Source organism: Streptomyces kryoterrae, assembly GCF_054072135.1.
On sequence record NZ_CM133358.1, the window covers coordinates 5,224,534 to 5,251,414 of the forward strand.

The following is a 26,881-nucleotide window of genomic DNA, read 5'->3' on the forward strand; positions in this document are numbered from 1 at the left end:
GTCATATGTGACGCGTTACGCGCCGGAGATCATGCGTACGGTCGTCGAATGGTCGTCGAACGATCGTTGACCGTGCGCATGAATGGTCTAGACCGGAATGGTGAGGGTGGCCGTGTATCCCTTGTCCACGCTGCCTTCCATGGCGGCCAGCTGCTGGTCGTAGCCGTCGCTGAAGATCATGTCGGTCTCCAGGGAGAGCTGACCGAGGTTCTCCACGCTCCGGCTGTAGCCGTCCGTCGCGTACACCGTGTCGCAGACGTCCTTCGGGAACGCCAGCTGCGAGGTGTTCGTCACCGACGTGGCCGCCGTCGCGTCCTCCAGGCCGCCGTAGACCTCGAAGTGGATGTGCGGCCAGCGGCCCGTGTAGCAGCCCGGGAAGATACTCGTGAAGGTGACCTGCCCCTTGGCGTCCGTCTCCTGGACGCCCCGGAGGTAGTTCTCGTCGGTCACTCCCTCCGTATAGAGGGAGTAGTCGCCCGCGCGGTCGCAGTGCCACAGATAGACGGCGGCGCCCACCTTGGGGGTCCCGCAGCCGGAGGCCGCGTCGACGACGGTGAGCGTGACCGAGAGCGGTACGCCCTCGGCCGTACCGCCCGCCGAGTTCCCGAAGCTGGACCTGATGTCACCGCGGACGACTCCGCTCTCCTTGAGCACGTTCACCCCGTTCGAACCGTCGGCCGGGTAGGGGCCGGCGGTCTCGTCCGGGATGGTCGCGCACTCGGCGGACGAGGAAGAGGAGGCCGTGCCGCTGGTCGAGGGGGCGGAGGCGGTGGAGGTGGACGTGGAGTCGTCGGCGGTACAGCCCACGAGCGGCACCAGGCTCGCGCCGGCCAGCAGGCGGATCATCCGGCGGCGGGCGAGGACGGGAAGGTCGTAGGAGAGGCCTCTGTCGTGCTCGTGGACCCCGTCGTCCGCGTGGTCGGCGTGATCTGCGTGGTCATGATGCCCATGTCCGCTCATGGCCGTCTCCCTCTGCCTGTGCCCGCCGGGGACTACGCGGGCTTTGCCGCTGCCTGATCGAAACTTTGTTGAAGTTGACAGTATGAGCGCCCGCAGTGGCAGAACAGGGCCGCACCCATGGACTTCCCAGGGGGGCGGGCCGGTCGCGCCGGCCGCGAGCAGGGGACCGGGCCGCCCCCACTCCGCCGCGCTCTCGGTACTCTTGCGCCATGTACGGCTATGACCAGAACGCCGGAGCGCAGCAGCAGTACGCCCAGCCGCAGCAGCAGATGCCGGGCGGGTACGGCCAGCAGCCGCCGCTGTACCCCGAGCCGTCCCCGCCGTCCCTCGCGGACGCGGTGCGCGCTTTCACGACGGGCTCGCTCTCGGCCGAGGACTTCCAGCAGGTCTTCGCCACGTCGAAGGTGTACTGCCCGCGCGGCGACAACCCCGGGTTCCTGGCGCTGCACAACACCCAGCAGCCGGTGATCCCGATGTTCACCTCGCTGAAGGAGCTGCGCCGCTACGCCGGCAAGGAGTCCAAGTACTTCGTGATCACCGGCGCCGAGGTCATCGACCTGCTGCCCACGGGCTACGGCTTCGTCGTGGACATGGAGGGCGAGCACCGCATGGTGTTCGACGCGAAGGCGGTCGAGCAGATGGTGGAGTTCGCGATGCGCAGGATGTACGGCTGAGAATCGCTCCGCCGTCTCCCGGGCGCCGGAAGCCCCTTCCCCCGCGCGGGAAAACCCCTCCGTGATTGTCACAGGCATGCCATAGGGTTCCTCCTGGCAGCCGCGCCCCACTGGCCACCGCTTCCCGCGGTCGCGTCTGGGTGCCGCGCGGCGCTCTCAGCTCCCGGCGATGCCGGGTTCCTTGTGGGGGGTTCATTACTGTGCGTATGCGCAGCACTTCGACCGCGACCGCGCTCGCGGTTCTCTTCAGTTCGGCGGCGCTCAGCGTCGCGGCGGCGGGGCCCGCCTCGGCCGCCACCGTCTCGGTGGCCGCACCCGGTGGCATCGTCGCGGACGCCGCTCTCCAGCGGGTCTTCGTCGGCGACGGCAGTGCCGGAAAGATCCAGGCCGCCGACTACACGGGCGCCCTCGTCGACTCGGTGAGCGGTCTCGGCCGGGTCTCCGACCTGGCGGTGTCCGACGACGGCGCCACCCTGTACGCGGCTGTCCAGGACCTGCACGAGATCGTGGCCCTGGACGCGGCCACGCTCGATGTCAAGACCCGCTACATCGTCCCCACCAACACCGGCCCACGCTACGTCGCCTTCGCGGGCGGCAAGGTGTGGTTCACGTACGGCGACCAGTGGGACGGTGACCTGGGTTCGGTCGACCCGGCGGTGGACCCGACCGGCGAATCCGACCCGGTGGCGATGGCGCAGTTCCCGGCCGAGGGCACCTCCAGCGGACTCTGGGGCCAGGCGCTGCTGGACACCGACCCGAACAAGCCGGGCGTGCTCGCCATCGGTCAGACCGGCCTCTCCACGGACGCGATGGCCGTCGTCGACGTCTCGGGCAGCGCGCCGAAGATCATCGCCTGGTCGGATCTCGACTACTCGCTGAACAACGGCACCCGCGACTTCGACCTCGTGCCCGGCGCCCCGCAGGTGCTGGTCAACGGCACGGACCGGGACGCCTACGCGAACGGGAAGTTCACCCCCGCCGGCTCCTACCCCGCCGGGCGGCGTGCCGACATCGCACCGAACGGGCTGGTCGCCCAGGTCAACAGCGCCAACCTGGCCGTGTACCGGCCCGGCGCCGCCGCGCCGTTGCGCACCTACACGATCGGCACGGACGGCACGCAGGACACACCCGACCTGACGTGGGCACCGGACTCCTCACGGATCTTCGCGATCACGGGGCCGGAGAACGACTACACCCTCAAGATGTTCACCGCCCCGACGGTGAACACCCCGACTCTGACGGTCAACGCCCCGGCCAAGGCGACGCGCACCAAGCCGCTCACCGTGACCGGCAAGCTGACGGCGGACGAGCTGCCGAGCGGCACCAAGCTCCAGGTCACCCGCACCGACCTGGACAGCCCGAACGGCCACGTGCTGCCCTCCGTCGCGGTCGACGCGGACGGCACGTACTCGTTCACCAACTCCCCGCCGGCCGGCGGCACGGTCACCTACAAGGTCTCCTACGCCGGTGACGCCGAGCACACCGCGGCCGTCGCCTCCGACAGCGTGGAGGTCTCCCGTACGACCCCGGCGCTGACCCTGAACAACAACAAGAAGACGTACGAATACGGGAAGGACGTCTCCTTCACCGCGCACCTCGGGGCGACCTACAAGAACCGTACGGTCGAGATCTGGGTGGACCCGTACGGCACCGACCGGCCCAAGAAGCTGCTGAAGTCCGGGAAGGTCAACTCGGCGGGCAACCTCTCCGCGATCGTGGACATGACCCGGGACATGGTCGTCACCGCGACCTTCAACGGCGACGCCCGCTACTCGCCCCGGACGGTCAAGTCGGTCGCGTACGGCAAGGCCAGGGTCTCCACCGCCGTCTCCAAGCACTACAAGACGGGCAAGATCGGCTCGCTGTCGTACTACTGGTTCCACAAGAACACCGAACCGGTGCTCACCACCACCATGAACTACTACCCGGGCCGTAAGCAGCGCTTCGAGCTCCAGGTGCTGTACCAGGGCACGTGGTACGCGACGTACTCGGAGTACTTCGCGGTCGCCGCCAACGGCAAGTCCGCCGTCCGGCTCGACGCGCCGGGCGAGTCCGGCATCAAGGCACGGGTCCGGTCGGTCTACGCCGACGGCGCTTCCGGCGACAACGTGAACTCGACGGCGGCCGGATCCTGGAAGTACCTGTACTTCAGCAACTAGTACCGCGAGTACCGGCCGGCCCCGGCCGGTTGCGGAGGCCCGGAGGGAATGTCCTCCGGGCCTCCTCTGTTAGGGGTAGCAGGAAGTTCAATAATCAACTAAACTGGCCGCACAAGGAGGTCCCGACATGCCTGCAGTGACCGTCGAGAACCCGCTGACCCTGCCCCGTGTGGCCGCTCCGGCCGACGCCGTGGCGCGTCCCGTGCTCACCGTGACGACCGCGCCGAGCGGTTTCGAGGGCGAGGGATTCCCGGTGCGCCGGGCGTTCGCCGGAATCGCCTACAAGCACCTCGACCCGTTCATCATGATGGACCAGATGGGCGAGGTGGAGTACGCGCCGGGCGAGCCCAAGGGCACCCCGTGGCACCCCCACCGGGGCTTCGAGACCGTCACCTACATCATGGACGGGATCTTCGACCACCAGGACTCGCAGGGCGGTGGCGGCACCATCACCAACGGGGACACCCAGTGGATGACGGCCGGCTCGGGCCTCCTCCACATCGAGGCTCCCCCGGAGTCCCTGGTCATGTCCGGCGGTCTCTTCCACGGCATCCAGCTGTGGGTGAACCTCCCGGCCAAGGACAAGATGATGGCCCCGCGCTACCAGGACATCCGCGGTGGCCAGGTCCAGCTCCTCACGTCCCACGACGGCGGCGCGCTCCTGCGCGTCATCGCCGGCGAGCTGGACGGCCACGAGGGCCCCGGCATCACCCACACCCCGATCAGCCTGGTCCACGCCACGCTGGCCCCGGGTGCGGAGGTCACTCTGCCCTGGCGCGAGGACTTCAACGGCCTGGCGTACGTCCTCGCGGGCCGCGGCAGCGTGGGTGTGGACCGGCGCCCGGTCCACAAGGGTCAGACGGCGGTCTTCGGCACGGGCTCGTCCCTGACGGTCCGCGCGGACGACGTGCAGGACGCGAACAGCCCGGACCTGGAGGTCGTACTCCTCGGCGGGCAGCCGATCCGTGAGCCGATGGCCCACTACGGCCCGTTCGTGATGAACACGAGGGCGGAACTGGAGCAGGCGTTCGAGGACTTCCAGAAGGGCCGGCTGGGAACTGTCCCGGCGGTGCATGGAATGTCCGAGGGTGGGCTGTAGACCCTCGAAAGTTGAGTACGGTACGACTGGGCCCGAAGCCGCAAGTTGGTGTTGCGGCTTCGGGCCTGTTCTGTCGGGGCGGTGCCGCTACGGCAGAACGTAGAACGGAGTGTCGTCCGGAGTGCGGCCCGCCTCGCGTACGCAGTCCTGCTCGGACAGCAGCTCCAGGCTGTGGCGGACCCGGTCCGGGGAGAGCCCGGTGTGCACGGAGATCTCCTCCACGCTGTAGTTGGCGCCGCCGTGCAGCAGGGCCGGGGCCAGGTGGGCGGCGACCGTGTGGACGTCCTCGGTGACGACGAGGTTCCTGGACTTCCAGTTGGACAGGAGCTGTTGGGGTGTCAGCTCCGGAGCCTCGACCTGGCGGGTGCGGTCGCCTGTGCGGCGGAGGGTCCGGGTGATGTCGCGGAGCAGGTCGACGATCACGTTCTGCTTGTTGTCGATCTGGCGCAGGGCTTCGTCCTGCCGGTCGACGCGTTCTTCGAGACGGACGAGAGCGTCGGCGAGTTGCTGTGGGACGGCGTAGGCGGTGACGGTGGTCGGGGTGGGTTGCAGGGCGGCGGGTTCGAGGGAGTAGGAGCCGTCTCGATGGATGGCGACGATGACTTCGGTGACCCAGGATTTGAAGGGTTGGGCCGCGGGCTTGGTGCAGCCGTTGACCAAGCGGATCAGGCCTTGGAGATCGATGACGTTCATGTCTCGTCGCCACTCTCGACCTGCGGGAACGCTGAGACCGTACTCTCCAGTTACGGTCTCAAGAGTCTCTCGGTGCTCTGTGGGGACATGGTCCGCCAGAGTCTTTCGAGGGTTCCTGTACCCCAGCTCGTTGAGTACGTCTGCCGCGGGAAACCAGTGCGTCCCGTCCGGCATCGTCAGCCTCCGCACCCGCGCCCCTGTGGCCGCGAACACGAAGTCGTTGATGTCGATCGCGTCCTGCCGGTGTGCCGTCGATCCGTTCGACGGCGGGTTGTCGTTCTGCTCGTACATCGAGCATCACCTCCGTCTGGGACGGTAGGCAGAGGAGCGTGGCATATGTCCGTAGCAAACTTGTTTCGTCCCTTAGAGGGATAGAGGCATCGATTCTGCGGCGTGTCCGCGCCCGCGCGCCCGTATTCTCACGCGCGCGCCCGTACCCCCACCCGGCCCTCCCCCACCGCCTGCAGCGTCACCGCCGCTGTCACCGGCATCTCCGTGGCCGGGGCCTCGATGTCGTACTCGCGGAGCAGTACCGCCAGGGCCAGGACCGACTCCAGCATCGAGAAGTGGCGGCCGATGCAGGCGCGGGGGCCGCCGCCGAAGGGGAGCCAGGCGTAGCGGTGGCGGGCGGTCTCCAGGTCGGGGGTGAAGCGGTCCGGGTCGAATCGGTCGGGGGTGTCCCAGTGGGCCGGGTGGCGGTGGGTGACCCAGGGCGCGATCAGGACGTCCGCGCCCGCCGGGATGACGTGGCCGTCGATCTCCGTCTCCGTCACCGCCCGCCTGCCCATCAGCGGAGCGGCCGGATACAGCCGCATCGTCTCCTTCAGGACCCTTGTCAGGTACGGGAGTCGGTCCACGGTCGCCGCCGTGTACGGCTCCCCCGGCGGCAGCGCGTCGATCTCCTCCTGGGCCCGGGCCTTCGCCTCGGGGTGGCCGGCCAGGAGGCGGAGCGCGAAGGCCAGTGACGTCGCCGTCGTTTCGTGGCCGGCCAGCAGGAACACCAGGACCTGGTCGCGGAGTTCGGTGGCGTCGAGGCTGCCGTCCTCCTCGTTCTGTGCCTGGGCGAGGAGGGAGAGCAGGTCCTGGGTGGTCTCGTCGGCTGCTTCGCTCCCCTTGCCGCGGCGCGCCGCGATGATCCGGTCGCAGACCTCGTACACCGCCCGGGTCGCCGCCTCCGCACGCCTGTTGGACGGTGTGGGCCAGGTGCGCGGGAGCCTGAGCGGGGAGTAGGCCCGCCCTGTGATGTACGCGCTGATGACCGGGAAGTTGGCGTGGATGACGTCCACCGCGGCCTCGACATCCGCGCCGAACAGGACCCGGGAGACCGTGCGCAGCGCCAGCCGGTCCATCTCCCGTACGACGTCCACGTCGGGCCTGTTCCGCCAGCGTTCCGCTGTCGCCTCGGCCTCGCTGGTGATCGTCGCGGCGTAACCGTCGACCCGTTTCTTGGTGAACAGGGGCTGGATCAGGCGTCGTTGGCGGAGGTATACGTCGTCCTGGCTGGTCAGGAGGCCGTTGCCCCCGGTCTGGCGCAGCTCCTCGTAGAAGACGTTGTCCTTGCGGAAGTTGGTGGCCTGCGTGGCCAGGACCTGCTGGGCGCCCTCGGGGGAGAAGACGCAGTACATGACCGTACGGAGGCCGGGCGGTCCGGCGGTTACGCGGACCACGTCGCCGTGCTCCCGCTGGGCGCGGACGAAGGTGCCGAGCGGGTCCCTGCGGAGGTCCAGGGCCGACCCCAGCAGGGGGTGGCCGGTGGGGCCGGGGACGGGAGCGGGAGCGGTGGTGTGCGTGGTCCCGGGGGCGGTTCTGCGGGCGGTGCGCATGACAGCCATGGTCGTATCATCTGCTTTTTTTGGGCGCCCGGGGGCACCCTTTCGTCCTACACCTCTTTCTCCGCCCTCTCGTACAGCTCGAACCAGATGCTCTTGCCCTCGCCCCGCGGGTCGACCCCCCACGCGTCCGCGAGCATCTCGATCAGCAGCAACCCCCGGCCCGACGAGGCGAGTTCGCCCGGGCGGCGCTTGTGCGGGAGGTCGTCGCTCACGTCCGTGACCTCGATGCGGATACGGCGTGCGCCGGGGTCGCCCGTGACCTCGGCGACGACCAGGGCGTCGGCGTCGGTGTGGACCAGGACGTTGGTGGCCGTTTCGGAGATCAGGAGGACCGCCGAGTCGACCTGGTCGGGGGAGGGCCAGTCGTGGAGCTGTTCGCGGAGCTGCTGCCGGGCGACGGCGACGCGCTCGGGTTCCGCCTGGGCGATGGTCAGCATGGTGCGCCGGACGGTGGGGCGTACCGCGGGCGGCAGCGTGCCGTCGGTGGCGCACTCGCCCGGGCGGCTCAGGAGCAGCAGCGCTATGTCGTCCTCGCGGCGGTCGGCCAGCGGGCCGGTGGTGTGGTGGGAGAACGGGCCGTGCACGGCCTGGACGAGGGCGTCGGCCAGTTCCTCCAGGCCGTCGGCCTCGATGTCCCCCTTGTGTTCCTCCAGGGTCGTCCGGATGCGCTGCCAGCCCGTGTCCAGGTCATGGCCGCCGGTCTCGATCAGGCCGTCGGTGCACAGGAGCATGGTCTCGCCGGGTTCGAGGGCGAGGAGGGTGGTGGGGTAGTCGGCGTCCGGGTCGATACCCAGGGGCAGGCCGCCCGCCGTCGGGCGGGTCAGCACCGTGCCGTCCGCCATCCGGATCGCCGGGTCCGGGTGGCCGGCCCGGGCGATCTCCAGGACGCCGGTCGCGGGGTCCACCTCGACGTACAGGCAGGTCGCGAAGCGCAGGTCGCCGCTGACCGTGCTGTTCGCGGAGTTGGTGATGCCGTGCAGGAAGCGGGAGGCGCGGGAGAGGACGGCGTCGGGGCGGTGGCCCTCGGAGGCGTAGGCGCGCAGCGCTATGCGGAGCTGGCCCATCAGACCGGCGGCGCGGACGTCGTGCCCCTGGACGTCGCCGATGACCAGGGCGAATCGTCCGCCGCCGGGCAGCGGGATCATGTCGTACCAGTCGCCGCCGACCTGGAGACCGCCGCCGGTCGGTATGTAGCGGGCGGCGACCTCCATGCCGGGTATCTCGGGGCCGAGGGTCGGCAGCATCGAGCGTTGCAGTCCGTCGGTCAGTTCGCGTTCCGACTCGGCGACGCCCGCCCGGGAGAGGGCCTGGGCGAGCATGCGGGCGACCGTCGTCAGGACCGAGCGTTCGTCGGGGATGAAGCTGACCGGGTAGGCGAAGCCCGCCATCCAGGCGCCCATCGTGCGGCCCGCGACGGTCAGCGGCAGGAACGCCCAGGACTGCCGGTCGAACACCTGGGCGAGTGGCCAGGCGGTGGGGTAGCGGGCCTTGTAGGCCTCGGGTGAGGAGAGGTAGACGGCCCGGCCGGTGCGGACCACCTCGGCGGCCGGGTAGTCGGTCTCCAGGGGCATGTGGGAGAAGGGACGCTCGTCGCCGGGCCGCTGGCCGTGATGCCCGATGACGGTGAGGCGGTCGCCCTGGACGCCGAAGACGGCGAGGCCGTCCGGTGAGAAGCCCGGCATCGACAGGCCGGCCGCGACCCGCAGCACCTCCTCCGTGGACCGTGCCTCGGCCAGCGCCCGGCCCGCGTCCAGCAGGAACGCCTCCCGGGAGCGGCGCCAGTCACCGGTGACTGGCGTGCGTGCGGCGGTGCCCGGCGAGGGCTCGGTGACCTCCTGGAGGATTCCCATCACGTCGTAGGCCTTGCGGGCGATGTCGAAGGTCGGCTTCGCGCGGCTGCGGGCGGTACGGATCACCCGGCCCTGCTCGTCCATGACGCGGACCCGGACCTCGGCGATGCTGTCCTCGGCGACGGCGAGCTGGATGACGCCGACGATCTCGTTCCAGTCGACCGGGTGGAGACGGGCCCGGGTCGCGGCCTCCGTGAGGGTCGTCGGCTCGGCGGGCAGGCCGAGCAGGCGGGCCGCCTCGGCGTCGAGCGTGACCAGCTGTGTGGCCGTGTCCCAATGCCACATGCCGGTCGCGAGGGCGACCAGGACGTCCCCCACGGCGGGCAGGGGCTCACCAGTGCGCATTGACCTACTTTATGGAGAGGTGATCGCAGCGTGCCACCCAAGCTGTACGGAGCACCCTGTGGAGGGGCGGTACAGGCTACGCGCCCGAACAATTGCGGGGAAGCGGTCTCGGGGTGGCCGGTACCCTTGGGGCTGTGCTTTCCGAGGTTTCGGTGTTTCACGTGAAACCTTCGCCGGCACAGACCCCGATCCCCGATCCGCGAAGGCTGGATGAACGACGATGCATCGGTACAGGTCCCACACCTGCGGCGAGCTCCGCGCCTCTGACGTCGGCAGTGACGTCCGGCTGAGCGGCTGGCTGCACAATCGGCGCGACCTGGGCGGCATCCTCTTCATCGACCTGCGCGATCACCACGGCATCACGCAGCTCGTCGCCCGCCCCGGCACGCCCGCCTACGAGGCACTCGACAAGGTCACCAAGGAGTCGACGGTCCGCGTCGACGGCAAGGTCGTCTCGCGCGGCGCGGAGAACATCAACCCCGAGCTGCCCACGGGCGAGGTCGAGGTCGAGGTCGGCGAGGTGGAGCTGCTTGGTGCCGCCCAGCCGCTGCCCTTCACGATCAACACCGAGGACGGGGTCAACGAGGAGCGGCGCCTGGAGTACCGCTTCCTGGACCTGCGCCGCGAGCGCATGCACCGCAACATCATGCTGCGTACGGCCGTCATCTCGGCGATCCGCCACAAGATGACCGCGCTGGGCTTCAACGAGATGGCCACGCCGATCCTGACGGCGACCTCCCCGGAGGGCGCCCGCGACTTCGTCGTGCCGTCGCGCCTCAACCCGGGCCGGTTCTACGCGCTGCCCCAGGCCCCGCAGCAGTTCAAGCAGCTGCTGATGATCTCCGGGTTCGACCGTTACTTCCAGATCGCGCCCTGTTTCCGTGACGAGGACGCGCGCGCGGACCGTTCGCCGGGCGAGTTCTACCAGCTCGACGTCGAGATGAGCTTCGTCGAGCAGGAGGACGTCTTCCAGCCGATCGAGCGGCTGATGACCGAGCTGTTCACCGAGTTCGGCAAGGGCCGTGAGGTCACCTCGCCCTTCCCGCGCATCCCGTTCCGCGAGGCGATGCTGAAGTACGGCTCCGACAAGCCGGACCTGCGCGCCCAGCTGGAGCTGGTCGACATCACCGACGTCTTCGCGGGCTCGGAGTTCAAGGCCTTCGCCGGCCGGCACGTACGCGCCCTGCCGGTGCCGGACGTCGCCGGACAGTCCCGGAAGTTCTTCGACCAGCTCGGTGACTTCGCCGTCACGCTGGGCGCGAAGGGTCTGGCCTGGGTGCGGGTCACGGAGGACGGTTCGCTGTCCGGGCCGATCGCGAAGTTCCTCACCGAGGAGAACGTCGCCGAGCTGACCAAGCGGCTCTCGCTGGCCCCCGGTCACGCCGTGTTCTTCGGCGCGGGCGAGTTCGACGAGGTCTCGAAGATCATGGGCGCGGTGCGGGTCGAGGCCGCCAAGCGTGCCGGGCACTTCGAGGAGAACGTGTTCCGGTTCTGCTGGATCGTCGACTTCCCGATGTTCGAGAAGGACGAGGAGACGGGCAAGATCGACTTCTCGCACAACCCGTTCTCGATGCCCCAGGGCGGCATGGAGGCCCTGGAGACCCAGGACCCGCTGGACATCCTGGCCTGGCAGTACGACATCGTCTGCAATGGCACGGAGCTGTCCTCCGGCGCGATCCGCAACCACGAGCCCGACATCATGCTGAAGGCGTTCGGCATCGCGGGCTACGACGAGGAGACGGTCGAGCGCGAGTTCGCCGGCATGCTCCGCGCGTTCCGCTTCGGCGCCCCTCCGCACGGCGGGATCGCGCCCGGCGTCGACCGTATCGTCATGCTCCTCGCCGACGAGCCGAACATCCGCGAGACGATCGCGTTCCCGCTCAACGGCAACGCGCAGGACCTGATGATGGGCGCGCCGACGGAGCTGGAGGAGGCGCGGCTTCGGGAGCTGCACATTTCGGTGCGGAAGCCGCAGCCGAAGTAAAGAAAGCGGTTTTGTGCGGGTGGCTCGGAATCGGCGGCGATTCCGGGCCATTCTCATGTGATGCTCAGGAAACACGGGAAATCACAGCTCTTTGACAGGTCGCGTTCATAATCTCCGTGGCCATGACTGACATCCCCCCGCAAGAGTTACGGGAATTGACCCGCCGCAGAGTCGTCGTCGCCGGTGGCGCGACGGCGGTGACGGCCACGGCGGTGGCCCTGGGCGCCGGACTGGCGTCGGCGCAGGGAGCACCGGAGGCCAAGGGCGGCACGCGGCACGGCCCTGGAAGCCTGCCCGCCGGCACCCCCTCGGGCACCCCTTCCGGCACGCCCGAGGCCTGCTACGTGCTGACCACGGAGACGACCGAGGGCCCGTACTACATCGACGTGGACAAGCTCCGCCAGGACGTCACCGAGGACGAGGAGGGCATCCCCCTCACCCTCAGGCTCAAGGTGATCGACGCCGAGACCTGCCGCCCGGTGCGGAACGCGGCCGTCGACATCTGGCACTGCTCGGCGCTCGGTGTCTACTCCGGCTACGAGGGCATGGGCAACGGCGGTGGCGGCGGCACCCCGCCGTCCGGCGAGCCGACGGACGTACCCACAGGTCCGCCCCCGACGGGCGGTCCAGGCGGGGGCGGCGGCGGCCACCAGGAGCCGACCGACGACGAGCGCTATCTGCGCGGTACGTGGCGGACGGACCGGCACGGCTACGTCACCTTCCGGACCGTTTTCCCGGGCTGGTACCGGGGGCGCTGCGTCCACATCCACGTCAAGGTGCACGTGGACGGCACCTGGACCGACGCCGGCTACGAGGGCGGGCACACCTGCCACACGGGCCAGCTGTTCTTCGACGAGGAGTCGGTGCTGCTCTCGGCGGAGGTGGCGCCGTACTCGACGAACACGGCGACCCGTACGACCCTCGACGAGGACACGATCTACCCGGACAACGGCGCCGAGGGCGGGCTGCTGCGGCTGCGGTACAAGAAGCGGGACATCGGGCGCGGGGTTCACGCCGAGCTGACGATGGGCGTGGCACCGGACGAGACGCACGACAGCGCCGGGTGAACAGATAAGGCCATCCTGGCACTGCGACGCCCTGGGCCTGTACTCCGGCTACGAGAGCCTCTCCACCGGCGGCGGTGGCAGCGCCCCGACGGACGCCCCCTCGGGCACCCCGACCGGTGAGCCGCCGACCGACGCGCCCTCCGGCGGCACGGGCGGTGGCGGTGTGCACGAGGAGCCGACCGACGACAAGCGCTACGACGGTCTTCCCGGGCTGGTACCGGGGCCGCACGGTCCACATCCACACGAAGGTGCACGTGGACGGTACCTGGACGGACGCCGGCTACGAGGGCGGCACCACCTGCCACACCGGCCAGTTCTTCCTCGACGAGGAGTCGGTGCTGCTCTCCGCCACGGTCGAGCCGTACTCGACGTCGACGACCGAGCGCACCACGCTCACCGAGGACACGATCTACGACCAGAGCGGCACCGCGGGCGGTCTGCTCAAGCTGAAGTACGACAAGAAGAACATCGCGAAGAGTGTGACCGGCTCCATCACGATGGGCGTCGACCCGGACGCGACCAACGACGGCGCGGGCGACTCGACGCAGCCGAGCGCGTCGGCGTCGGCGACAGCGAGCTGACGGACGTACGGCCGGCAGTCCGCGATGGACGGCCCGGAACCCTCCCGGGTTCCGGGCCGTCGCCCGCTTCAGGAGAGGGACTTGTACGATCCCCAGCCGCTCCCGATCTTCGCCCGGGCCCCGAACGACCCCTTCCCGTCCCCGCTCTGGCGGTACAGGTTGCCGGCCGTGTCTCGGGCGACGAGGTCCGTCCTGCCGTCGTCGTTGAGGTCGCCGACGCCGACGACCACGTTGTACGAGGCTCCCCATGAACCGAACAGCTTCGTACGGGCGGTGAAGGTGCCCCTGCCCGTGCCGTTGAACCGGTACAGGTTGTTGGCCTTGTCCTGGGCGAGAAGGTCGCCGATGCCGTCGCCGTCGAGGTCTCCGGCTCCGACGATCTTCTTGTAGCCCTTCCAGTTGGCGTACAGGGTGACAGGCGCGGAGAGCTTGCCGGCGCTGGTGCCCTTGTAGAGGTAGACGGTGCCTGTCGACGCCTTGCGAGCGATCAGGTCGGGGCGGCCGTCGCCGGAGACGTCACCGGGAGAGGTGAGGATGTCGTGCTGGGTCCAGCCGGTGGTGGCGAGCGTGGTGTACGAAGTGCTCGGCGTGACCGGGTAGCCGCAGCGCGGCTTGTAGAGGCGCAGGGCCCCGTTGGCCATCCTGACGAGGACGTCGTTGCAGCGGTCGCCGCTGAGGTCGCCGAAGGCGACGGCGGTGATGGAGGTGGGCCAGCCGGTGCCGGTGTTCTCGCCGTCGTCGCGGCTGATCCCGCCCTTTCCGGTGCCGTCGTGGAAGGCCAGGGCGCCGGAGCCGCCGAGGGTGAGCAGGTCGCCGCGGCCGTCCGGGCCGTCGAGGCTGGTGAAGTCGTGGCGTACCGCCGAGCCACGGCCGGTGAAGCCCGTACCGGTGACCACCGTGACCGGGGCCGCAGTGCCGAGGCCGGTCGCCTTCAGCGTCCAGGCGAACTCGCCGTTGGGGAAGTAAGTCCCGTTCGCCGTAAGGCCGTTCCAGCTTGCCGACAACCAGGCTCGGGCCGCGCCGCCGGTGAGCGTACGGGTGAGCCGGCCGGTCGCGGCGCTCTGCTCCGAGGTGAAGGTGAGGGACCAGGACGTGACCGGGCGGGAGAGCAGCCAGGAGCCCAGCCAGGGGTAGGCCCCTGCGGTGGGCGGCTCCACGAGGGAGTTCTCGATCGCGTTGACGAACGCGGTCGGGCCGGACGGGGCGACGCCGGTGGTGGCGACGTGCGTCTGCTCGTACTCGTCGAACCAGGCGACCAGACCCGTGTACTCGTCGACCGTCCAGCGGTAACGGCGGTCCGCTGCCAGCCCGGTGTCCGGGACGTGGGAGGCGAGGACACGGGTGGTCCCGGTGGGCGCCTGGGTGAGGACCAGTTCGTCGGTGGTGTGGTCGTGCCGGACGGTGAACCCGTCACCGAGGAGCACATCACCGGGCTTGACGGCGGTCGACTTGCGGGACTTGATGTCGTACACGCCCGCCGAGGCCGTACCGCAGGCCCAGTACACCCAGCGGCCCGCCGCCTGGAGCTCGCTCGGCACGCAGCCGAGGCCCGGGACGGTGACCGTGGCGAGGGTCTTGTTCGCGGTGAGGCTGTACGAGTCGAGCCGGCCGGCGGTGGTGGTCGCGCTCCAGAGGGTGGAACCGTTGAGGGCGGCGGCACGGACCGTGCGCTTCAGCTTCACGGCGTAGCCGAACTCGCCGACGTACTGCGTGGGCGTGGAGCCGCCGGAGTTGTAGACGGTGTAGTTGTCGGAGACGTCGACGATGGCGCCGCCTGCGGTGCCGTACTCCAGGGTGTTGCTCCCCTCTTCGTCACCCATGGCTATGAGGCGGTCCTTGCCCGCGTTGTCCTTCAGGAGGAAGACGTCCTCGGGGACCGCACCCGTGTTGCCCCACAGGACCGAGCAGGTGACGCCCTTGTACGGGCACACGGCACTGCTGGTGTCGTCGCCCCTCTTGGCCGTGGACGCGGTGAGTGTGGTGCCGTTGTCCGTGGTGAGGGTGCGGATGGACGTCGAGTCGGTGCTGCTGCTCGAACTGTCCTCCGCGACGCGCAGGCTGCCCCGGCTGAGGGCGAGTCCGGTCTTGGCGTTCTCGTAGGGGGCGACCTTGTACAGCTTGGTCAACCGCGGTGCACCGTCCGGGCCTTCGGTGATCCGCTGGACCCACCAGTCGGCGGGGCCGGTGCCGCCGGTGACCAGGGCGGAGCCGTCGGGGACGGCCAGCGGGTTGCCGTAGGTGCTGTTCAGGAGGGTGCGGGTGGAGCCGTCGGCCAGGGAGACGGCCGTGCTGCCGCCGTTCGGGTCAGTCAGTACGAGCCAGTCCCCGACGAGAACGGGAACCGGAACGTTGACGACCTCGCCGAGGTCGGGGTCTCCGGCAACCGGGACCGTCTCCTCGGCGGTGGGGTCGGCGCGGGGCTTCAGGTGCAGACCGGAGGCCGGCGTGTACCAGCCGACCCGGTCCTCGGTGAGTACGACCTCGGGGAAATCGTCCGCACCGGTGAAGGCCACGGTGAACTCGGCGGTGGCGAAGTCGAGATACCCGATGGTGGACCTGCGGGTACCGTCAGGCTGAAAGACCGCGTAGGCGAGGACCGCACCGGCCTGGTCACCGGTACTGCCGAACTCGTAGCGCCGGTACTCATCGCCCGAGAGACCGGTCACCGTACGGTCGCGCTGCTCGCCGTCGACGAAGTCGATCACTTCCACCGCGGCACGGTCGTTGTCCATCGCGACGACTGTCGACCCGTACGTTCCGACGTAGTCGCCGTACGGCAGGTCGACGGTCCGCAGCGCGCCGCTGTCCGGGCTCCACAGCACAGCCGGGTCGCCGGGGCTGCGGGGCGGCATCGCCACGATGTCGCCGGCCTGCGCGAAGAAGCCCGACGGGCACGCCAGGGTGATGTCGTAGCAGCCGGTGGCGCGGTCCGGCTCGTAGGCTCCGCTCGGGCCCTGAACGGTGACGGTTGTGCCGTCCGTGTAGTTCGTCCACAGCAGGCCCGCGACGTCGTCCTGCCGATGCAGGAAACCGGTCCCGCCCGCCGCGAGCAGGCGCTCGGTGCGCGGGGTCGTCGTGTGGGGGTCGTCCAGGACGATCTCAGCGGTGGCAGTGGCGGTGGCGGTTGTCCCGGACGCCGTGGCGGCCTGCGCCGCGCCGCCGCCGTCGGGTGTCGCGGCGAACAGAGTGATGGTTCCGGCCGCAAGGGCGACCGTGAAAGCGGAGACGAGCGCGGTCGGCGCGCCCCGTCGCAGGGCTTGTCTGCCCACGTGAAGTTCCCTCCCCAGGAGGGCCACAGCCCTCGCACAGGTGAGCGGACTTTACCAGGGCTTGGGGCAGGTCATGATCGGCGGATCTGTCCTCCACGCACACGGGAGGTTCGCAGGGAGCGCACAGATTTCTCGTCGGGAGGGCACAGTGGCGGGGCGTTTGATGGGAACTGTCGCGGTGGGGTAGCCGCACCTCACGGCATGTTCCACTCACGCTCGTTGCTCGCTGGAGGAAGTCATGGAAGTCGTCGTTCCGCTCACGCTGCTGCTGATCGTCGGAGCGGTGGTTTCCGGCGTCCTTCTGCGCAGGCAGGCGGGGATGTACACGGCTTCGTCCGGCTTGTCCGGGCTGGACGCCGAGGTCGAGGCCAACCGGTGGGTGGTGCGGCTCGGGGGGAGTCTGGCGGGACTGCGGCCGGGGGCCGACGAAGCCGCCGCGCAGGCGTTGGCCGAGGCGACCGGACGGCATCACGCCGCCCGTGGCCAACTGGCCTCCGCCCGCACACCCGCCGAGTACGCGGTCGCGAGGCAGACCGCTGTGGAGGGGCTCCAGTACGTCAGTGCCGCCCGCAGCGCGCTCGGGCTCGCATCCGGTCCGCCGGGCGCCGACGTGGACGACCCGAACGAAGGAACCGCCCGTCAGCTCCTGGGAGTTGACGGGCGGTTCGGTGTCACCGCGTGAGGCGCGAGCGCGGGGACCGGGTCACTCGGGTGCGCCGCCGAAGCGCTCCTTGTACGTCTCCAGGTCCTCGTCCGTCAGCTTCGCGAACAGCACCGGCGGGACCGTGAAGGCGGTGCCCGCGGGGACGGCGGACAGCGACTTTGCCTCGTCGGCCGTGACCCACGTGCTCGTGTCGTCCGTCAGGGCGAACGCCGCGCGCATCGTCGCCGCGGTCGCCGGGATGAAGGGTTCCGAGACCACCGCGTAGAGGTGGATGAGGTTCATCGCCGTACGGAGGGTCAGGGCCGCGGCGTCCTGGTCGGTCTTGATCTCCAGCCAGGGGGCCTTCTCCTCAAGGTAGGAGTTGCCCGCCGACCACAGGGCGCGCAGGGCAGCCGCCGCCTTGCGGAACTGGAGCGCCTCCAGCTGGCTCTCGTACTCCGCGAGCAGCTCGGCGATCTGCTCGCCCAGCCTCGCCTCCGCCTCGCCGGCCGCCGAGCCCGCCGGGACCTCGTCGCCGAAGCGCTTCTTCGAGAAGGAGAGGACGCGGTTGACGAAGTTGCCGAGGGTGTCCGCCAGATCCTTGTTCACCGTGGCCGTGAAGTGCTCCCAGGTGAAGGAGGAGTCGTCGGACTCGGGGGCGTTGGCGATCAGGAAGTAGCGCCAGTAGTCGGCCGGGAGGATGTCCAGCGCCTGGTCGGTGAAGACGCCCCGCTTCTGGGACGTGGAGAACTTGCCGCCGTAGTACGTCAGCCAGTTGAAGGCCTTGACGACGTCGACCTTCTTCCACGGTTCGCGGACGCCGAGTTCCGTGGCCGGGAACATCACCGTGTGGAACGGGACGTTGTCCTTGGCCATGAACTCCGTGTAGCGGACCGGGTTGTCGCCCGCGTCGGCCTCGTACCACCAGGACTTCCAGTCCCTGGTCTCCGGCTGCTCGTCCGACCACTCCTTCGTCGCGCCGATGTACTCGATCGGGGCGTCGAACCAGACGTAGAAGACCTTGCCCTCCGCCGCCAGCTCCGGCCAGGTGTCCGCCGGGACCGGCACGCCCCAGTCCAGGTCACGGGTGATCGCACGGTCGTGCAGGCCCTCGGTGAGCCACTTGCGGGCGATGGAGGAGGCGAGGTGGGGCCACTGGCCCTCGTGGGCGGTCACCCACTCCTCGACCTCGTGCTGGAGCTTCGACTGGAGGAGGAAGAGGTGCTTCGTCTCACGGACCTCCAGGTCGGTGGAGCCGGAGATCGCGGACCGGGGGTCGATCAGGTCGGTCGGGTCGAGCACCCGGGTGCAGTTCTCGCACTGGTCGCCGCGGGCCTTGTCGTAGCCGCAGTGGGGACAGGTGCCCTCGACATACCGGTCCGGGAGGAAGCGGCCGTCGGTGGGGCTGTACACCTGGCGGATCGCACGCTCTTCGATGAAGCCGTTCTCGCGCAGGCGGCGGGCGAAGTGCTGGGTGATCTCCACGTTCTGCGGGGAGGAACTCCGGCCGAAGTAGTCGAAGGCCAGCGCGAACCCGTCGTACACCGCCTTCTGCGCGTCGTGCGCCTGCGCGCAGAACTCCGCCACGGGGATGCCGCGCTCCTTGGCGGCCAGCTCGGCCGGGGTGCCGTGCTCGTCCGTCGCGCAGATGTAGAGGACGTCGTGGCCTCGCTGGCGGAGGTAACGGGAGTAGACGTCCGCCGGGAGCATGGACCCCACCATGTTGCCCAGGTGCTTGATCCCGTTGATGTACGGAAGGGCGCTGGTGATGAGGTGTCGAGCCATCGGGGGGCTGCTCCCAGGTTGGTTCCTGCTGCTTCGCGAACCTTGAAATCGTAGCTGCGAGTGGACACTCGCCGCGCCGGTATATACTCTATGAGGCGCGTATCTATATCGGGAGGTCTGTCATGTCGAAGTTGCTCATCGAGGTCGACGACGAGGCTCTGGCGGAGGCTCAGGTCCTGCTCGGCACCAAGACCAAGAAGGACACCGTCAACACCGCGCTGCTGGAAGTCGCCAAGCGGCGCAGCCGGGCCATAGCGCTGGCTGAGCTCCGGGAGATGGGAGCGCGAGGTGACTTCGACATCCTTCTGGACAAGAGGAACTACCGCCGGTGAGTGACGTCTCGTATCTGATCGACACCTCGGCCGTCGTACGTCTACTCAGCAGCGACGTGTATGACGAGCGATGGCAGCAGGTCCTCGACAATGGGCTGGTCGCGCTCTGTGACCTGACCGAGTTGGAGCTTCTCTTTTCCGCCCGTTCCGGAAAGGACCGGGATGCTAAACAGGAGCGTCTGCGGCGCCTCTTCAGCTGGACACTGATGCCCGACGGCATCTATCAGCGCGCTCGCGAGGTGCAGCAGTTGCTCACCGACAACGGCGAGCACCGTTCGGCCGGACCGGTCGACCTGCTCGTCGCCGCCACGGCCGAGTTGTCGGGCCTGACCCTGCTCCACCACGACCGGGACTTCGACACCGTCGCCCGCCGTACGGGCCAGTCGACGGTCTGGCTGGCCGAACCCGAGTCCCCCGAGTCCCCCGAGATCCCCGAGTCCTGAACGCGGGCGCGGCCCCGGGCCTCGTACTGTCAGGACTCCTGGTCCTCGTCGCCGGCCAGGCGGAACGGCCCCGCTGTTCCGGGCGCGAAGTACAGCGTGGGTCCGTCTTCCACGACCACCTCGATGGGGTCGTTCACCTGCAGCAGCCTGTTCAGTTCGGCCTCAAGTGATTGCCGCGTCGTGTCCGTGGCCTGCCTGCGGCCACACGTGAAGTCGCCTTTCACCCCGAAGGGTCGCCCAAGGGGGCGGGCTCCCCGAACGCTGTGCCACTCGCCCGTGGCCCAGATCTCCAGCCGGTTGTACGCCATGGACGCAGGGTCCCCCGGGTGGCACGCGGCCGCACCCGGAAAGACGTGCGGGGCCCGGGAACGAACGGCTTGTTCCCGGGGCCCGTCACGTACTCATGTGCTCGCGTACGTGCTAAGCGACGCTCGGCTTCTCCTCCAGGCGGGGGAAGAGCACCGCGCCCTTGGTGATCGTCGCGCCCGCCGGGAGCCGGCCCCAGGTGGCGGCGTCGGCGATCCGCTGGTCGGGGAGCGCGCCGAGGACGGCGTCCGCGCCGAGGGAGTCCCAGAGCTTCTGCGAGGTGTCCGGCATGACCGGGTTGAGCAGGACCGCCACCGCCCGGAGCGACTCCGTGGCCGTGTAGAGGATCGTCGCCAGGCGGGCTCTGCCCTCCGGCGACTCGTCCTTCGCGACCTTCCAGGGCTCCTGCTCCGTGATGTAGCCGTTGACCTGTTTCACGAAGTCGAAGATCGCCAGGATGCCGCCCTGGAAGTCCACCTCGTCACCGATCCGGCGATCGGCCTCGGCCACCGCCTTGGCCATGCCCTCCTGGACGGCCTTCTCGGCCTCGCCGGCGGCCGTCGCCTCCGGCAGCGTGCCGCCGAAGTACTTGCCGACCATCGCGGCCACGCGCGACGCGAGGTTCCCGTAGTCGTTCGCCAGCTCGCTGGTGTAGCGGGCGGAGAAGTCCTCCCAGGAGAACGAGCCGTCCTGGCCGAACGCGATCGCGCGCAGGAAGTACCAGCGGTACGCGTCCACACCGAAGTGGGAGGTCAGGTCCTGCGGCTTGATGCCCGTCAGGTTCGACTTCGACATCTTCTCGCCGCCGACCATCAGCCAGCCGTTGGCCGCGATCTTTCCCGGCAGCGGCAGACCCTGCGCCATCAGCATCGCGGGCCAGATGATCGCGTGGAACCGGAGGATGTCCTTGCCGACCAGATGGACGTCGGCGGGGAAGGTGTTCTCGAACTTCTCGGGGTTCTCGTTGTAGCCGACCGCCGTCGCGTAGTTCAGCAGCGCGTCGACCCACACGTAGATCACGTGCTTGTCGTCCCACGGGACCGGGACGCCCCAGTCGAAGGTGGAACGGGAGATGGAGAGGTCCTGGAGGCCCTGGCGGACGAAGTTCACGACCTCGTTGCGCGCCGACTCGGGCTGGATGAAGTCCGGGTTCGCCTCGTAGTGGGCGAGGAGCTTCTCGCCGTACTCGCTCAGCTTGAAGAAGTAGTTCTCCTCCTTGAGGAGCTCCACCGGCTTCTTGTGGATGGCACACAGTTTCGTGGTCGGCGTGCCGTCCTCGGCCTCCGGCCCGGCCTCGATGAGGTCGCCCGGGAGCTTGTACTCCTCGCAGCCCACGCAGTACGGGCCCTCGTAGCCGCCCTTGTAGATCTCGCCCTTGTCGTGGAGATCCTGGACGAACTCCTGGACGCGGTCCGTGTGACGCTTCTCCGTCGTACGGATGAAGTCGTCGTTAGCGATGTTCAGGTGCTCCCAGAGGGGCTTCCAGGCTTCGTCGACGAGCTTGTCCGCCCACTGCTGCGGGCTGACGCCGTTCGCCTCCGCGGTACGCATGATCTTCTGACCGTGCTCGTCCGTGCCGGTGAGGTACCACACCCTCTCGCCTCGCTGACGGTGCCAGCGCGTGAGCACGTCGCCTGCGACGGTCGTGTAGGCGTGGCCCAGGTGAGGAGCGTCGTTGACGTAGTAAATGGGGGTGGAGACGTAGTACGCCTTCCCGCCCTGCTTCTCGGATCCAGTGGCCGCCATGGCGAAATCCTACTGGCCGAGGGGAGATTGGCTCACGCCGATCACGGCTGGGGGGATTACGGGGACAGGGCCCGGGGTATGGCCCCGGGCCCTGTCGGCCGTCGTGCGTGAGGTTTTACGGTGGTACGGGGGGTTACGGGCGCCAGTTGGCCAGTACGCCCTCGTACAGCTCCGTGTCCGTCAGCTCGCGGGGGGTCGGGCCCGCGTGGAAGAAGGACGTGTTGGACGTCTTGAGCTTGCGGAGGTAGTCGAAGGCCTTGTTCTCCGGCTCGCCGAACGCGACGAAGGAGAAGAAGAGGGCGGGGTGCTTCGCCGCCGCGTCCGTGAGGGACTGGGTGGCGGGGGTCTTGGCGTCCGGGGCGCCGTCCGTCTGGAAGACGATGAGGGCGGGGTGTTCGGTGCCGGACTTCTCGTAGTGCGTGACGACCTCCTCCACAGCAGCGTGGTAGCTCGTACGGCCCATGCGGCCGAGGGAGGCGTGGAGTTCGTCGACCTTGTTGTCGTGGTCGGTGAGGGTGAGCTCGCCGGTGCCGTCCAGTTCCGTGGAGAAGAAGACGACGTGGACGGTCGCCTCCGGGTCGAGGTGGGCGGCGAGGGCGAGGGTCTGCTCGCCGAGGGCCTGGGCGGAGCCGTCCTTGTAGTACGGACGCATGGACGAGGAGCGGTCCAGTACGAGGTAGACCTTGGCGCGGGCGGTGGTGAGGTTGAGGGTGGTGAGGGTGGTGGCGGCGGAGTCGTACGCGGTGAGAAGGCTCGCGGGCACGGCCTCCGCCTCGGCTTCGCCCTCGGCCGGATCGGTTTTCCCACCCGCACCACCTGTGACGGCATCGTCGTCAGGTGCGGGTGGCCCCTGTGGGGCTTCCGCTGCGTCGGCGGCTGCCGGCACCAGGTCCTCAGCCTCAGACGCGGACTCAGCCTCAGGTGCAGGCTGCGGCTCCGCCGTTGCCTCGGCCTCGACGACGACCTCCGGCTCCGGGGTCACCTCGGCCACCGGCGCGGCTTCCTCTACGGCGGGCTCAGCCTCAACCTTGGGCTCCTCGGGGAGGGCCTCGGGCTCGGGCTCCTCCGCGACGGGCTTGGCCTCGGGTTCGGCGACCGCTGCGGCCTCGGGTTCCGGCTCGTGGGCGGCCTCTGTCGCCTCGGTCAGAGGCTTCGGCTCGGGCTCGGGGGTGGGTTCCTCGGCGATGGCCTCGGGCTCCGGGGTCGCCTCGGCGGCGGGTTCCGGCTCGGGCTCGGGTGTCGGCTCGGGCTTGGCCTCGGTCTCGGGGGTGGGATCCTCGGCGATGGCCTCGGGCTCCTCTGCGACGGGCTTGGCCTCGGGTTCGGCGACCGCTGTGACCTCGGGTTCCGGCTCCGGGGCGGCCTCAGTCACCTCGGCCAGCGGCTTCGGCTCGGGTGTCGGCTTGGCCTCAGCCTCGGCAGTGGGCTCCTCGACGGCCGGCTCGGCCTCGGGAGTGGAGACATCCTCCGCCTCGTCCACCGGCCTGGCCGGCTTGGGGACCGTTACGTTGTCGAAGGCCGCCGAGACGAGGTCGTCCACCACCGAGGGGGCCTCCACGGGCTTCGGTGTCGGGGACTGGGTCAGGGTCGGTTCCGGGGACGGTGCCGGAATCTTCGGCTCGGTGACCTCCTGCTGAGGAACCGACTCCGCCTCCCGCGCGGGCGCCGCCTCGGCGTCACGCCCCTTGCGTGACTTGCCGAACGCGCTCCGCAGGAGAGTGAGAATGCCCATGTGCGCAACCCTTCACGTGAGTTGTAGCCGTCAATCCCTGGCCAGGACGGACACGTAAGGTTAGCGGTCCGGATTGACGATCTTGGGCAGGGTCTTTCACGGAACCCGGCGGGCGTCAAGGGCGCCACTTCGCCAACCTCGCGCCCCGCCTCCCAGCAGGCATCGGCCGGGCCTGCGGCAGGTCCTGTCCGCATCTTCCCCGCACCCCAATACCCCTACCGCTCCCATGGTTCACCCTTCGTTCATCCGGCGTCCCCACCGTCGCACTTCCGTCCGCCTAGCGTCACGCTGACACCAAAGGCACGTATAGGGACACCATGGGGAGAGTAAAGTGCGCAAGCTGCTGCCGTTGATCGGATCGTCGTCCGGATCGCATCCTGGCGGCCGGTCAGCGATGACCTGCCGTTTCCGGTGTGGTGACGCCTGCTTCCACGAGGTTCCCAACACCAGCGCCAACGAGTACCTCGGCGATGTGATCGCCGGCGCCCTCAGCCGCCGTTCCGTGATGCGCGCCGCCGCCGTCGTCACCGTGGCCACCGCGGCCGGTACCGCCGTGAACGTCGCCGGCGCCGAGGGCGCGGAAGCGGCCACCGCGGCCTCCCACCACCCGCACCCCACCCCCTCCTCCGTGCCGCGCGGCCTGCGCTTCAGCCCCGTCGCGCCGAACACCGCCGACGCCGTGACCGTCCCCGGCGGGTATGGCCAGAACGTCGTCATCCGCTGGGGCGAGCCCATCCTCCGTGGCGCCCCCGCCTTCGACCCGGAGAAGCAGACCGCCGCCGCGCAGGCCGGCCAGTTCGGGTACAACAACGACTTCCTCGCGCTGCTCCCCCTCCACGGGAACCAGAAGCTTCTGGTCGCCAACCACGAGTACACCGACGAGATCCTGATGTTCCGCGGCTACGACGCCGCCAACCCCACCCGCGAGCAGGTCGAGGTCGCCTGGGCCGCGCACGGGCTGTCCGCCGTCGTGGTCGAGGGCGACCGGCGTACCGGCCAGCTCACCCCCGTACTCCGCCACCCGCTCAACCGCCGTGTCACCGCCACCACCGAGTTCCGGATCACGGGACCGGCCGCCGGCTCCGATCTCCTCAAGACCTCCACCGACCCGACCGGGCGGAAGGTCCTCGGCACGCTCAACAACTGCTCCGGGGGGACCACGCCGTGGGGGACGACCCTGCACGGCGAGGAGAACTTCAACCAGTACTTCGCCAACTCCTCCCGCGACACCGACAAGCGGTACGGCATCGGCACCGGCGCCACCGAGCGCAAGTGGGAGCGGTTCGACAAGCGGTTCGACGTCGCCCAGGAGCCCAACGAGGTCCACCGGTTCGGGTATGTGGTCGAGTTCGATCCGTACGATCCCTCCTCCACGCCCCGCAAGCACACCGCTCTCGGACGCTTCAAGCACGAGGCCGCCACCATCCGGATGACCTCGGACGGGCGTCCCGTCGTCTACACCGGCGACGACGAGCGCTTCGACTACTTCTACAAGTTCGTCGGCAGCAAGCGGATGCGGCACGGGGACTCGCGCTCCGTCCGGGAGCACAACCTCTCCCTTCTCGACGAGGGCACGCTGTACGTCGCCAAGCTCACCGGTGACTCCCCCGCCATCGAGATCGACGGAAGCGGGAAGCTGCCCGCCGACGGCGAGTTCGACGGCAGCGGTACGTGGATCCCGCTGGCGACCGCCACCGCCAAGGGCGCCGTCTCGCACGTCGACGGCATGACCGCCGAGGAGGTCTTCGTCTTCACACGGCTCGCCGGGGACAAGGTCGGCGCCACCAAGATGGACCGGCCGGAGGACATCGAGCCCAACCCGGTCACCGGCAAGGTCTATGTCGTCCTCACGAACAACAGCAACCGGGGCAAGGCCGGCTTCGCCGCCGCCGACGAGGCCAACCCGCGCAACTCCAACAAGCACGGGCAGATTCTGGAGCTGACCGAGCGCTGGAACCGCGCCGAGAGCACCTCGTTCGCCTGGACGCTCTTCCTCGTCGCCGGTGACCCCAAGGACCCCGCCACCTACTTCGCGGGCTTCCCGAAGGACGACGTCAGCCCGATCTCCTGCCCGGACAACGTCGCCTTCGACCGCCACGGCAACCTGTGGATCTCCACGGACGGCAACCAGCTCGGCTCCCACGACGGCCTGTTCGGCGTCACGACGAAGGGTGCCCGGCGCGGTGAGCTCAAGCAGTTCCTGACGGTGCCGACCGGCGCCGAGACCTGCGGTCCGATCATCGGGGAACGGCAGGTGGTCGTCGCCGTGCAGCACCCGGGCGAGATCGACGGCGCGTCGGTGGAGAAGCCCGCCAGCACGTGGCCCGACGGACCGGGAAAGATCGTCCGCCCGGCGGTCGTCGCCGTGTGGCGTACGGACGGCTGCGACATCGGCGTCTGAGCCGACTCGGAGAACGGGCCGAGGCGGGTTACGGGAGTGCTGGGACCGGGGTTTTCGCTTCACTCTGTTCCAGCCACTCCCGGTACGCCGGTGCCTGCCTCGCCACCTCCTCGTACGCCTCCGCCAGCGCCGGATGCACCCCGTCCAGCTCCGTCTCCGTACGGGCCGCCAGCAGAAGCCGTACGCCGAGCGGGTCGCCGTGGAGCCGGCGTACCGCCATCTCGGGGCGCGGCAGGCAGGTCGGCTGGCAGACGGTGACGACCTCGCCGGTCGCCACCAGCGAGGCCGTGGTGTGGTAATCGCCGTGCAGGACACGGGGGTTGAGGCCTGCGGTGCGCAGGATGCGCAGGAGGGCGTCGAACTCGCCGTCGACCGTCTCGTCCACCATCCAGCGGTCGTCGGCCAGCTCGGAGAGGTGGACCACCGGTCTCGCGGCGGCCGGATGGTCGGGGGGCAGGGACACGAACTGGGGTTCCCTGTCGACGAGTACGCGCAGGCGCAGGCCGTCCGGGATGCGGAGCGGGCAGCCCTCCACCTCGTGCACGAAGGCCACGTCCAACCGGCCGTCGGCGACCATGCGCAGCAGCGCGTTCGCGGAGACGTCCATGCGCAGGGTCGGTTCCTGCTGGCGCTGACGGAGTCGGCGCAGCCAGCCCGACAGGGCCCGGCTGGCCGTCGAGCCGATGCGCAGCTGCGGTTCGTCCGCCGCCGCGGCCCGCGCCTCCATGACCAGCGAGCGCATCTCCGCCACCAGGGGACGGGCCCGGCTCAGCACGACCCGGCCGAGCGGTGTCGGACGGCAGCCGGCCCGGGTACGGGTGAACAGCGCGCCGCCCAGCGCCTGTTCGATCCGGCGCAACTGGGTGCTCAACGAGGGCTGGGCAACCCCCAGTTGGCGGGCGGCCCGGTGCAGGCTGCCGGTGTCGGCGATGGCGCACAGCGCCCGGAGGTGCCTCACCTCTAGCTCCATGCGACCGGCT

The 26,881-nt window shown here is 69.5% G+C and carries 20 protein-coding genes and 1 pseudogene; 11 read left to right on the forward strand and 10 right to left on the reverse strand.

The window, feature by feature from the left end:
- Positions 1-87 precede the first annotated feature (87 nt).
- A complete protein-coding gene (locus tag ACW4TU_RS22805; RefSeq protein ID WP_457416343.1) occupies positions 88-960 on the reverse strand; it encodes an intradiol ring-cleavage dioxygenase in 873 nt (290 codons plus the stop codon).
- A gap of 209 nt (positions 961-1,169) precedes the next feature.
- Here ACW4TU_RS22805 and ACW4TU_RS22810 point away from each other — a divergent pair, with 209 nt between their 5' ends.
- The 3 genes from ACW4TU_RS22810 (at position 1,170) to ACW4TU_RS22820 (ending at position 4,892) form a co-directional block, all read left to right on the forward strand.
- Positions 1,170-1,634 carry an SseB family protein gene (locus tag ACW4TU_RS22810; RefSeq protein WP_457416346.1) on the forward strand — a complete coding sequence of 155 codons (465 nt, stop codon included), beginning with the start codon at positions 1,170-1,172 and terminating at the stop codon, positions 1,632-1,634.
- 206 nt (positions 1,635-1,840) lie between these two features.
- Positions 1,841-3,793 carry a YncE family protein gene (locus ACW4TU_RS22815; protein WP_457416349.1) on the forward strand — a complete coding sequence of 651 codons (1,953 nt, stop codon included), beginning with the start codon at positions 1,841-1,843 and terminating at the stop codon, positions 3,791-3,793.
- A gap of 127 nt (positions 3,794-3,920) precedes the next feature.
- Positions 3,921-4,892, forward strand: coding sequence for a pirin family protein (locus ACW4TU_RS22820; protein ID WP_457416352.1), 972 nt, complete (start codon positions 3,921-3,923; stop codon positions 4,890-4,892).
- 87 nt (positions 4,893-4,979) lie between these two features.
- On the opposite strand, the gene ACW4TU_RS22825 is transcribed toward ACW4TU_RS22820, so the two are convergent.
- Entirely contained in the window at positions 4,980-5,759 is a 780-nt protein-coding gene (locus tag ACW4TU_RS22825) for a BRO-N domain-containing protein (RefSeq protein ID WP_457416355.1), read from the reverse strand.
- Between ACW4TU_RS22825 and ACW4TU_RS22830 the strand changes: the two genes are divergently transcribed.
- Positions 5,716-5,904, forward strand: a complete 189-nt coding sequence (locus ACW4TU_RS22830; RefSeq protein ID WP_457416357.1) for a hypothetical protein — start codon at positions 5,716-5,718, stop codon at positions 5,902-5,904. The genes ACW4TU_RS22825 and ACW4TU_RS22830 overlap by 44 nt on opposite strands.
- Positions 5,905-6,004: 100 nt before the next feature.
- Here ACW4TU_RS22830 and ACW4TU_RS22835 read toward each other — a convergent pair whose 3' ends face one another.
- Both ACW4TU_RS22835 and ACW4TU_RS22840 read right to left on the reverse strand, forming a co-directional pair.
- Positions 6,005-7,417, reverse strand: a complete 1,413-nt coding sequence (locus tag ACW4TU_RS22835; RefSeq protein ID WP_457416360.1) for a cytochrome P450 — start codon at positions 7,415-7,417, stop codon at positions 6,005-6,007.
- Positions 7,418-7,464: 47 nt separating this feature from the next.
- Complete coding sequence (locus ACW4TU_RS22840; protein WP_457416363.1) at positions 7,465-9,612, reverse strand: ATP-binding SpoIIE family protein phosphatase; 2,148 nt, start codon at positions 9,610-9,612, stop codon at positions 7,465-7,467.
- Between the two features lie 220 nt (positions 9,613-9,832).
- Here ACW4TU_RS22840 and aspS point away from each other — a divergent pair, with 220 nt between their 5' ends.
- The 3 genes and pseudogenes from aspS to ACW4TU_RS22855 form a co-directional block, all read left to right on the forward strand.
- Positions 9,833-11,596, forward strand: a complete 1,764-nt coding sequence (aspS, locus tag ACW4TU_RS22845; RefSeq protein WP_457416366.1) for an aspartate--tRNA ligase — start codon at positions 9,833-9,835, stop codon at positions 11,594-11,596.
- 122 nt (positions 11,597-11,718) lie between these two features.
- Entirely contained in the window at positions 11,719-12,663 is a 945-nt protein-coding gene (locus tag ACW4TU_RS22850; RefSeq protein ID WP_457416368.1) for an intradiol ring-cleavage dioxygenase, read from the forward strand.
- Between the two features lie 16 nt (positions 12,664-12,679).
- Positions 12,680-13,244, forward strand: a pseudogene (locus ACW4TU_RS22855) (peptidase associated/transthyretin-like domain-containing protein); the annotation flags it as partial.
- 68 nt (positions 13,245-13,312) lie between these two features.
- Here ACW4TU_RS22855 and ACW4TU_RS22860 read toward each other — a convergent pair.
- Entirely contained in the window at positions 13,313-16,513 is a 3,201-nt protein-coding gene (locus tag ACW4TU_RS22860; protein ID WP_457416371.1) for an FG-GAP repeat domain-containing protein, read from the reverse strand.
- A 238-nt stretch (positions 16,514-16,751) separates the two neighbouring features.
- Between ACW4TU_RS22860 and ACW4TU_RS22865 the strand changes: the two genes are divergently transcribed.
- Positions 16,752-17,195, forward strand: a complete 444-nt coding sequence (locus tag ACW4TU_RS22865) for a hypothetical protein (protein ID WP_457416374.1) — start codon at positions 16,752-16,754, stop codon at positions 17,193-17,195.
- A 21-nt stretch (positions 17,196-17,216) separates the two neighbouring features.
- Here ACW4TU_RS22865 and metG (ACW4TU_RS22870) read toward each other — a convergent pair whose 3' ends face one another.
- Positions 17,217-18,941: a methionine--tRNA ligase gene (gene metG, locus ACW4TU_RS22870; RefSeq protein ID WP_457416377.1), complete on the reverse strand. Its 1,725-nt coding sequence runs from the start codon at positions 18,939-18,941 to the stop codon at positions 17,217-17,219.
- A 122-nt stretch (positions 18,942-19,063) separates the two neighbouring features.
- Between metG (ACW4TU_RS22870) and ACW4TU_RS22875 the strand changes: the two genes are divergently transcribed.
- Both ACW4TU_RS22875 and ACW4TU_RS22880 read left to right on the forward strand, forming a co-directional pair.
- Positions 19,064-19,273 (forward strand): type II toxin-antitoxin system VapB family antitoxin, encoded by a 210-nt coding sequence (locus ACW4TU_RS22875; RefSeq protein ID WP_164408396.1) that lies wholly within the window; start codon positions 19,064-19,066, stop codon positions 19,271-19,273.
- A complete protein-coding gene (locus ACW4TU_RS22880) occupies positions 19,270-19,716 on the forward strand; it encodes a PIN domain nuclease (protein ID WP_457416379.1) in 447 nt (148 codons plus the stop codon). The genes ACW4TU_RS22875 and ACW4TU_RS22880 overlap by 4 nt, the downstream gene beginning before the upstream one ends.
- A 29-nt stretch (positions 19,717-19,745) precedes the next feature.
- Here the strand turns inward: ACW4TU_RS22880 and ACW4TU_RS22885 are convergent, their stop codons facing one another.
- The 3 genes from ACW4TU_RS22885 to ACW4TU_RS22895 form a co-directional block, all read right to left on the reverse strand.
- Positions 19,746-20,024: a hypothetical protein gene (locus ACW4TU_RS22885; RefSeq protein WP_457416382.1), complete on the reverse strand. Its 279-nt coding sequence runs from the start codon at positions 20,022-20,024 to the stop codon at positions 19,746-19,748.
- 112 nt (positions 20,025-20,136) lie between these two features.
- Positions 20,137-21,768, reverse strand: a complete 1,632-nt coding sequence (gene metG / locus ACW4TU_RS22890; RefSeq protein ID WP_457416385.1) for a methionine--tRNA ligase — start codon at positions 21,766-21,768, stop codon at positions 20,137-20,139.
- Between the two features lie 133 nt (positions 21,769-21,901).
- A complete protein-coding gene (locus ACW4TU_RS22895) occupies positions 21,902-23,500 on the reverse strand; it encodes a VWA domain-containing protein (RefSeq protein ID WP_457416388.1) in 1,599 nt (532 codons plus the stop codon).
- 331 nt (positions 23,501-23,831) lie between these two features.
- On the opposite strand from ACW4TU_RS22895, the gene ACW4TU_RS22900 reads away from it, so the two are divergent.
- On the forward strand, positions 23,832-25,901 hold the full coding sequence (locus ACW4TU_RS22900) for a PhoX family protein (protein WP_457416391.1): 2,070 nt from the start codon (positions 23,832-23,834) through the stop codon (positions 25,899-25,901).
- Between the two features lie 28 nt (positions 25,902-25,929).
- Here ACW4TU_RS22900 and ACW4TU_RS22905 read toward each other — a convergent pair whose 3' ends face one another.
- Positions 25,930-26,871 carry a LysR family transcriptional regulator gene (locus ACW4TU_RS22905; RefSeq protein WP_457416394.1) on the reverse strand — a complete coding sequence of 314 codons (942 nt, stop codon included), beginning with the start codon at positions 26,869-26,871 and terminating at the stop codon, positions 25,930-25,932.
- Positions 26,872-26,881 lie beyond the last annotated feature (10 nt).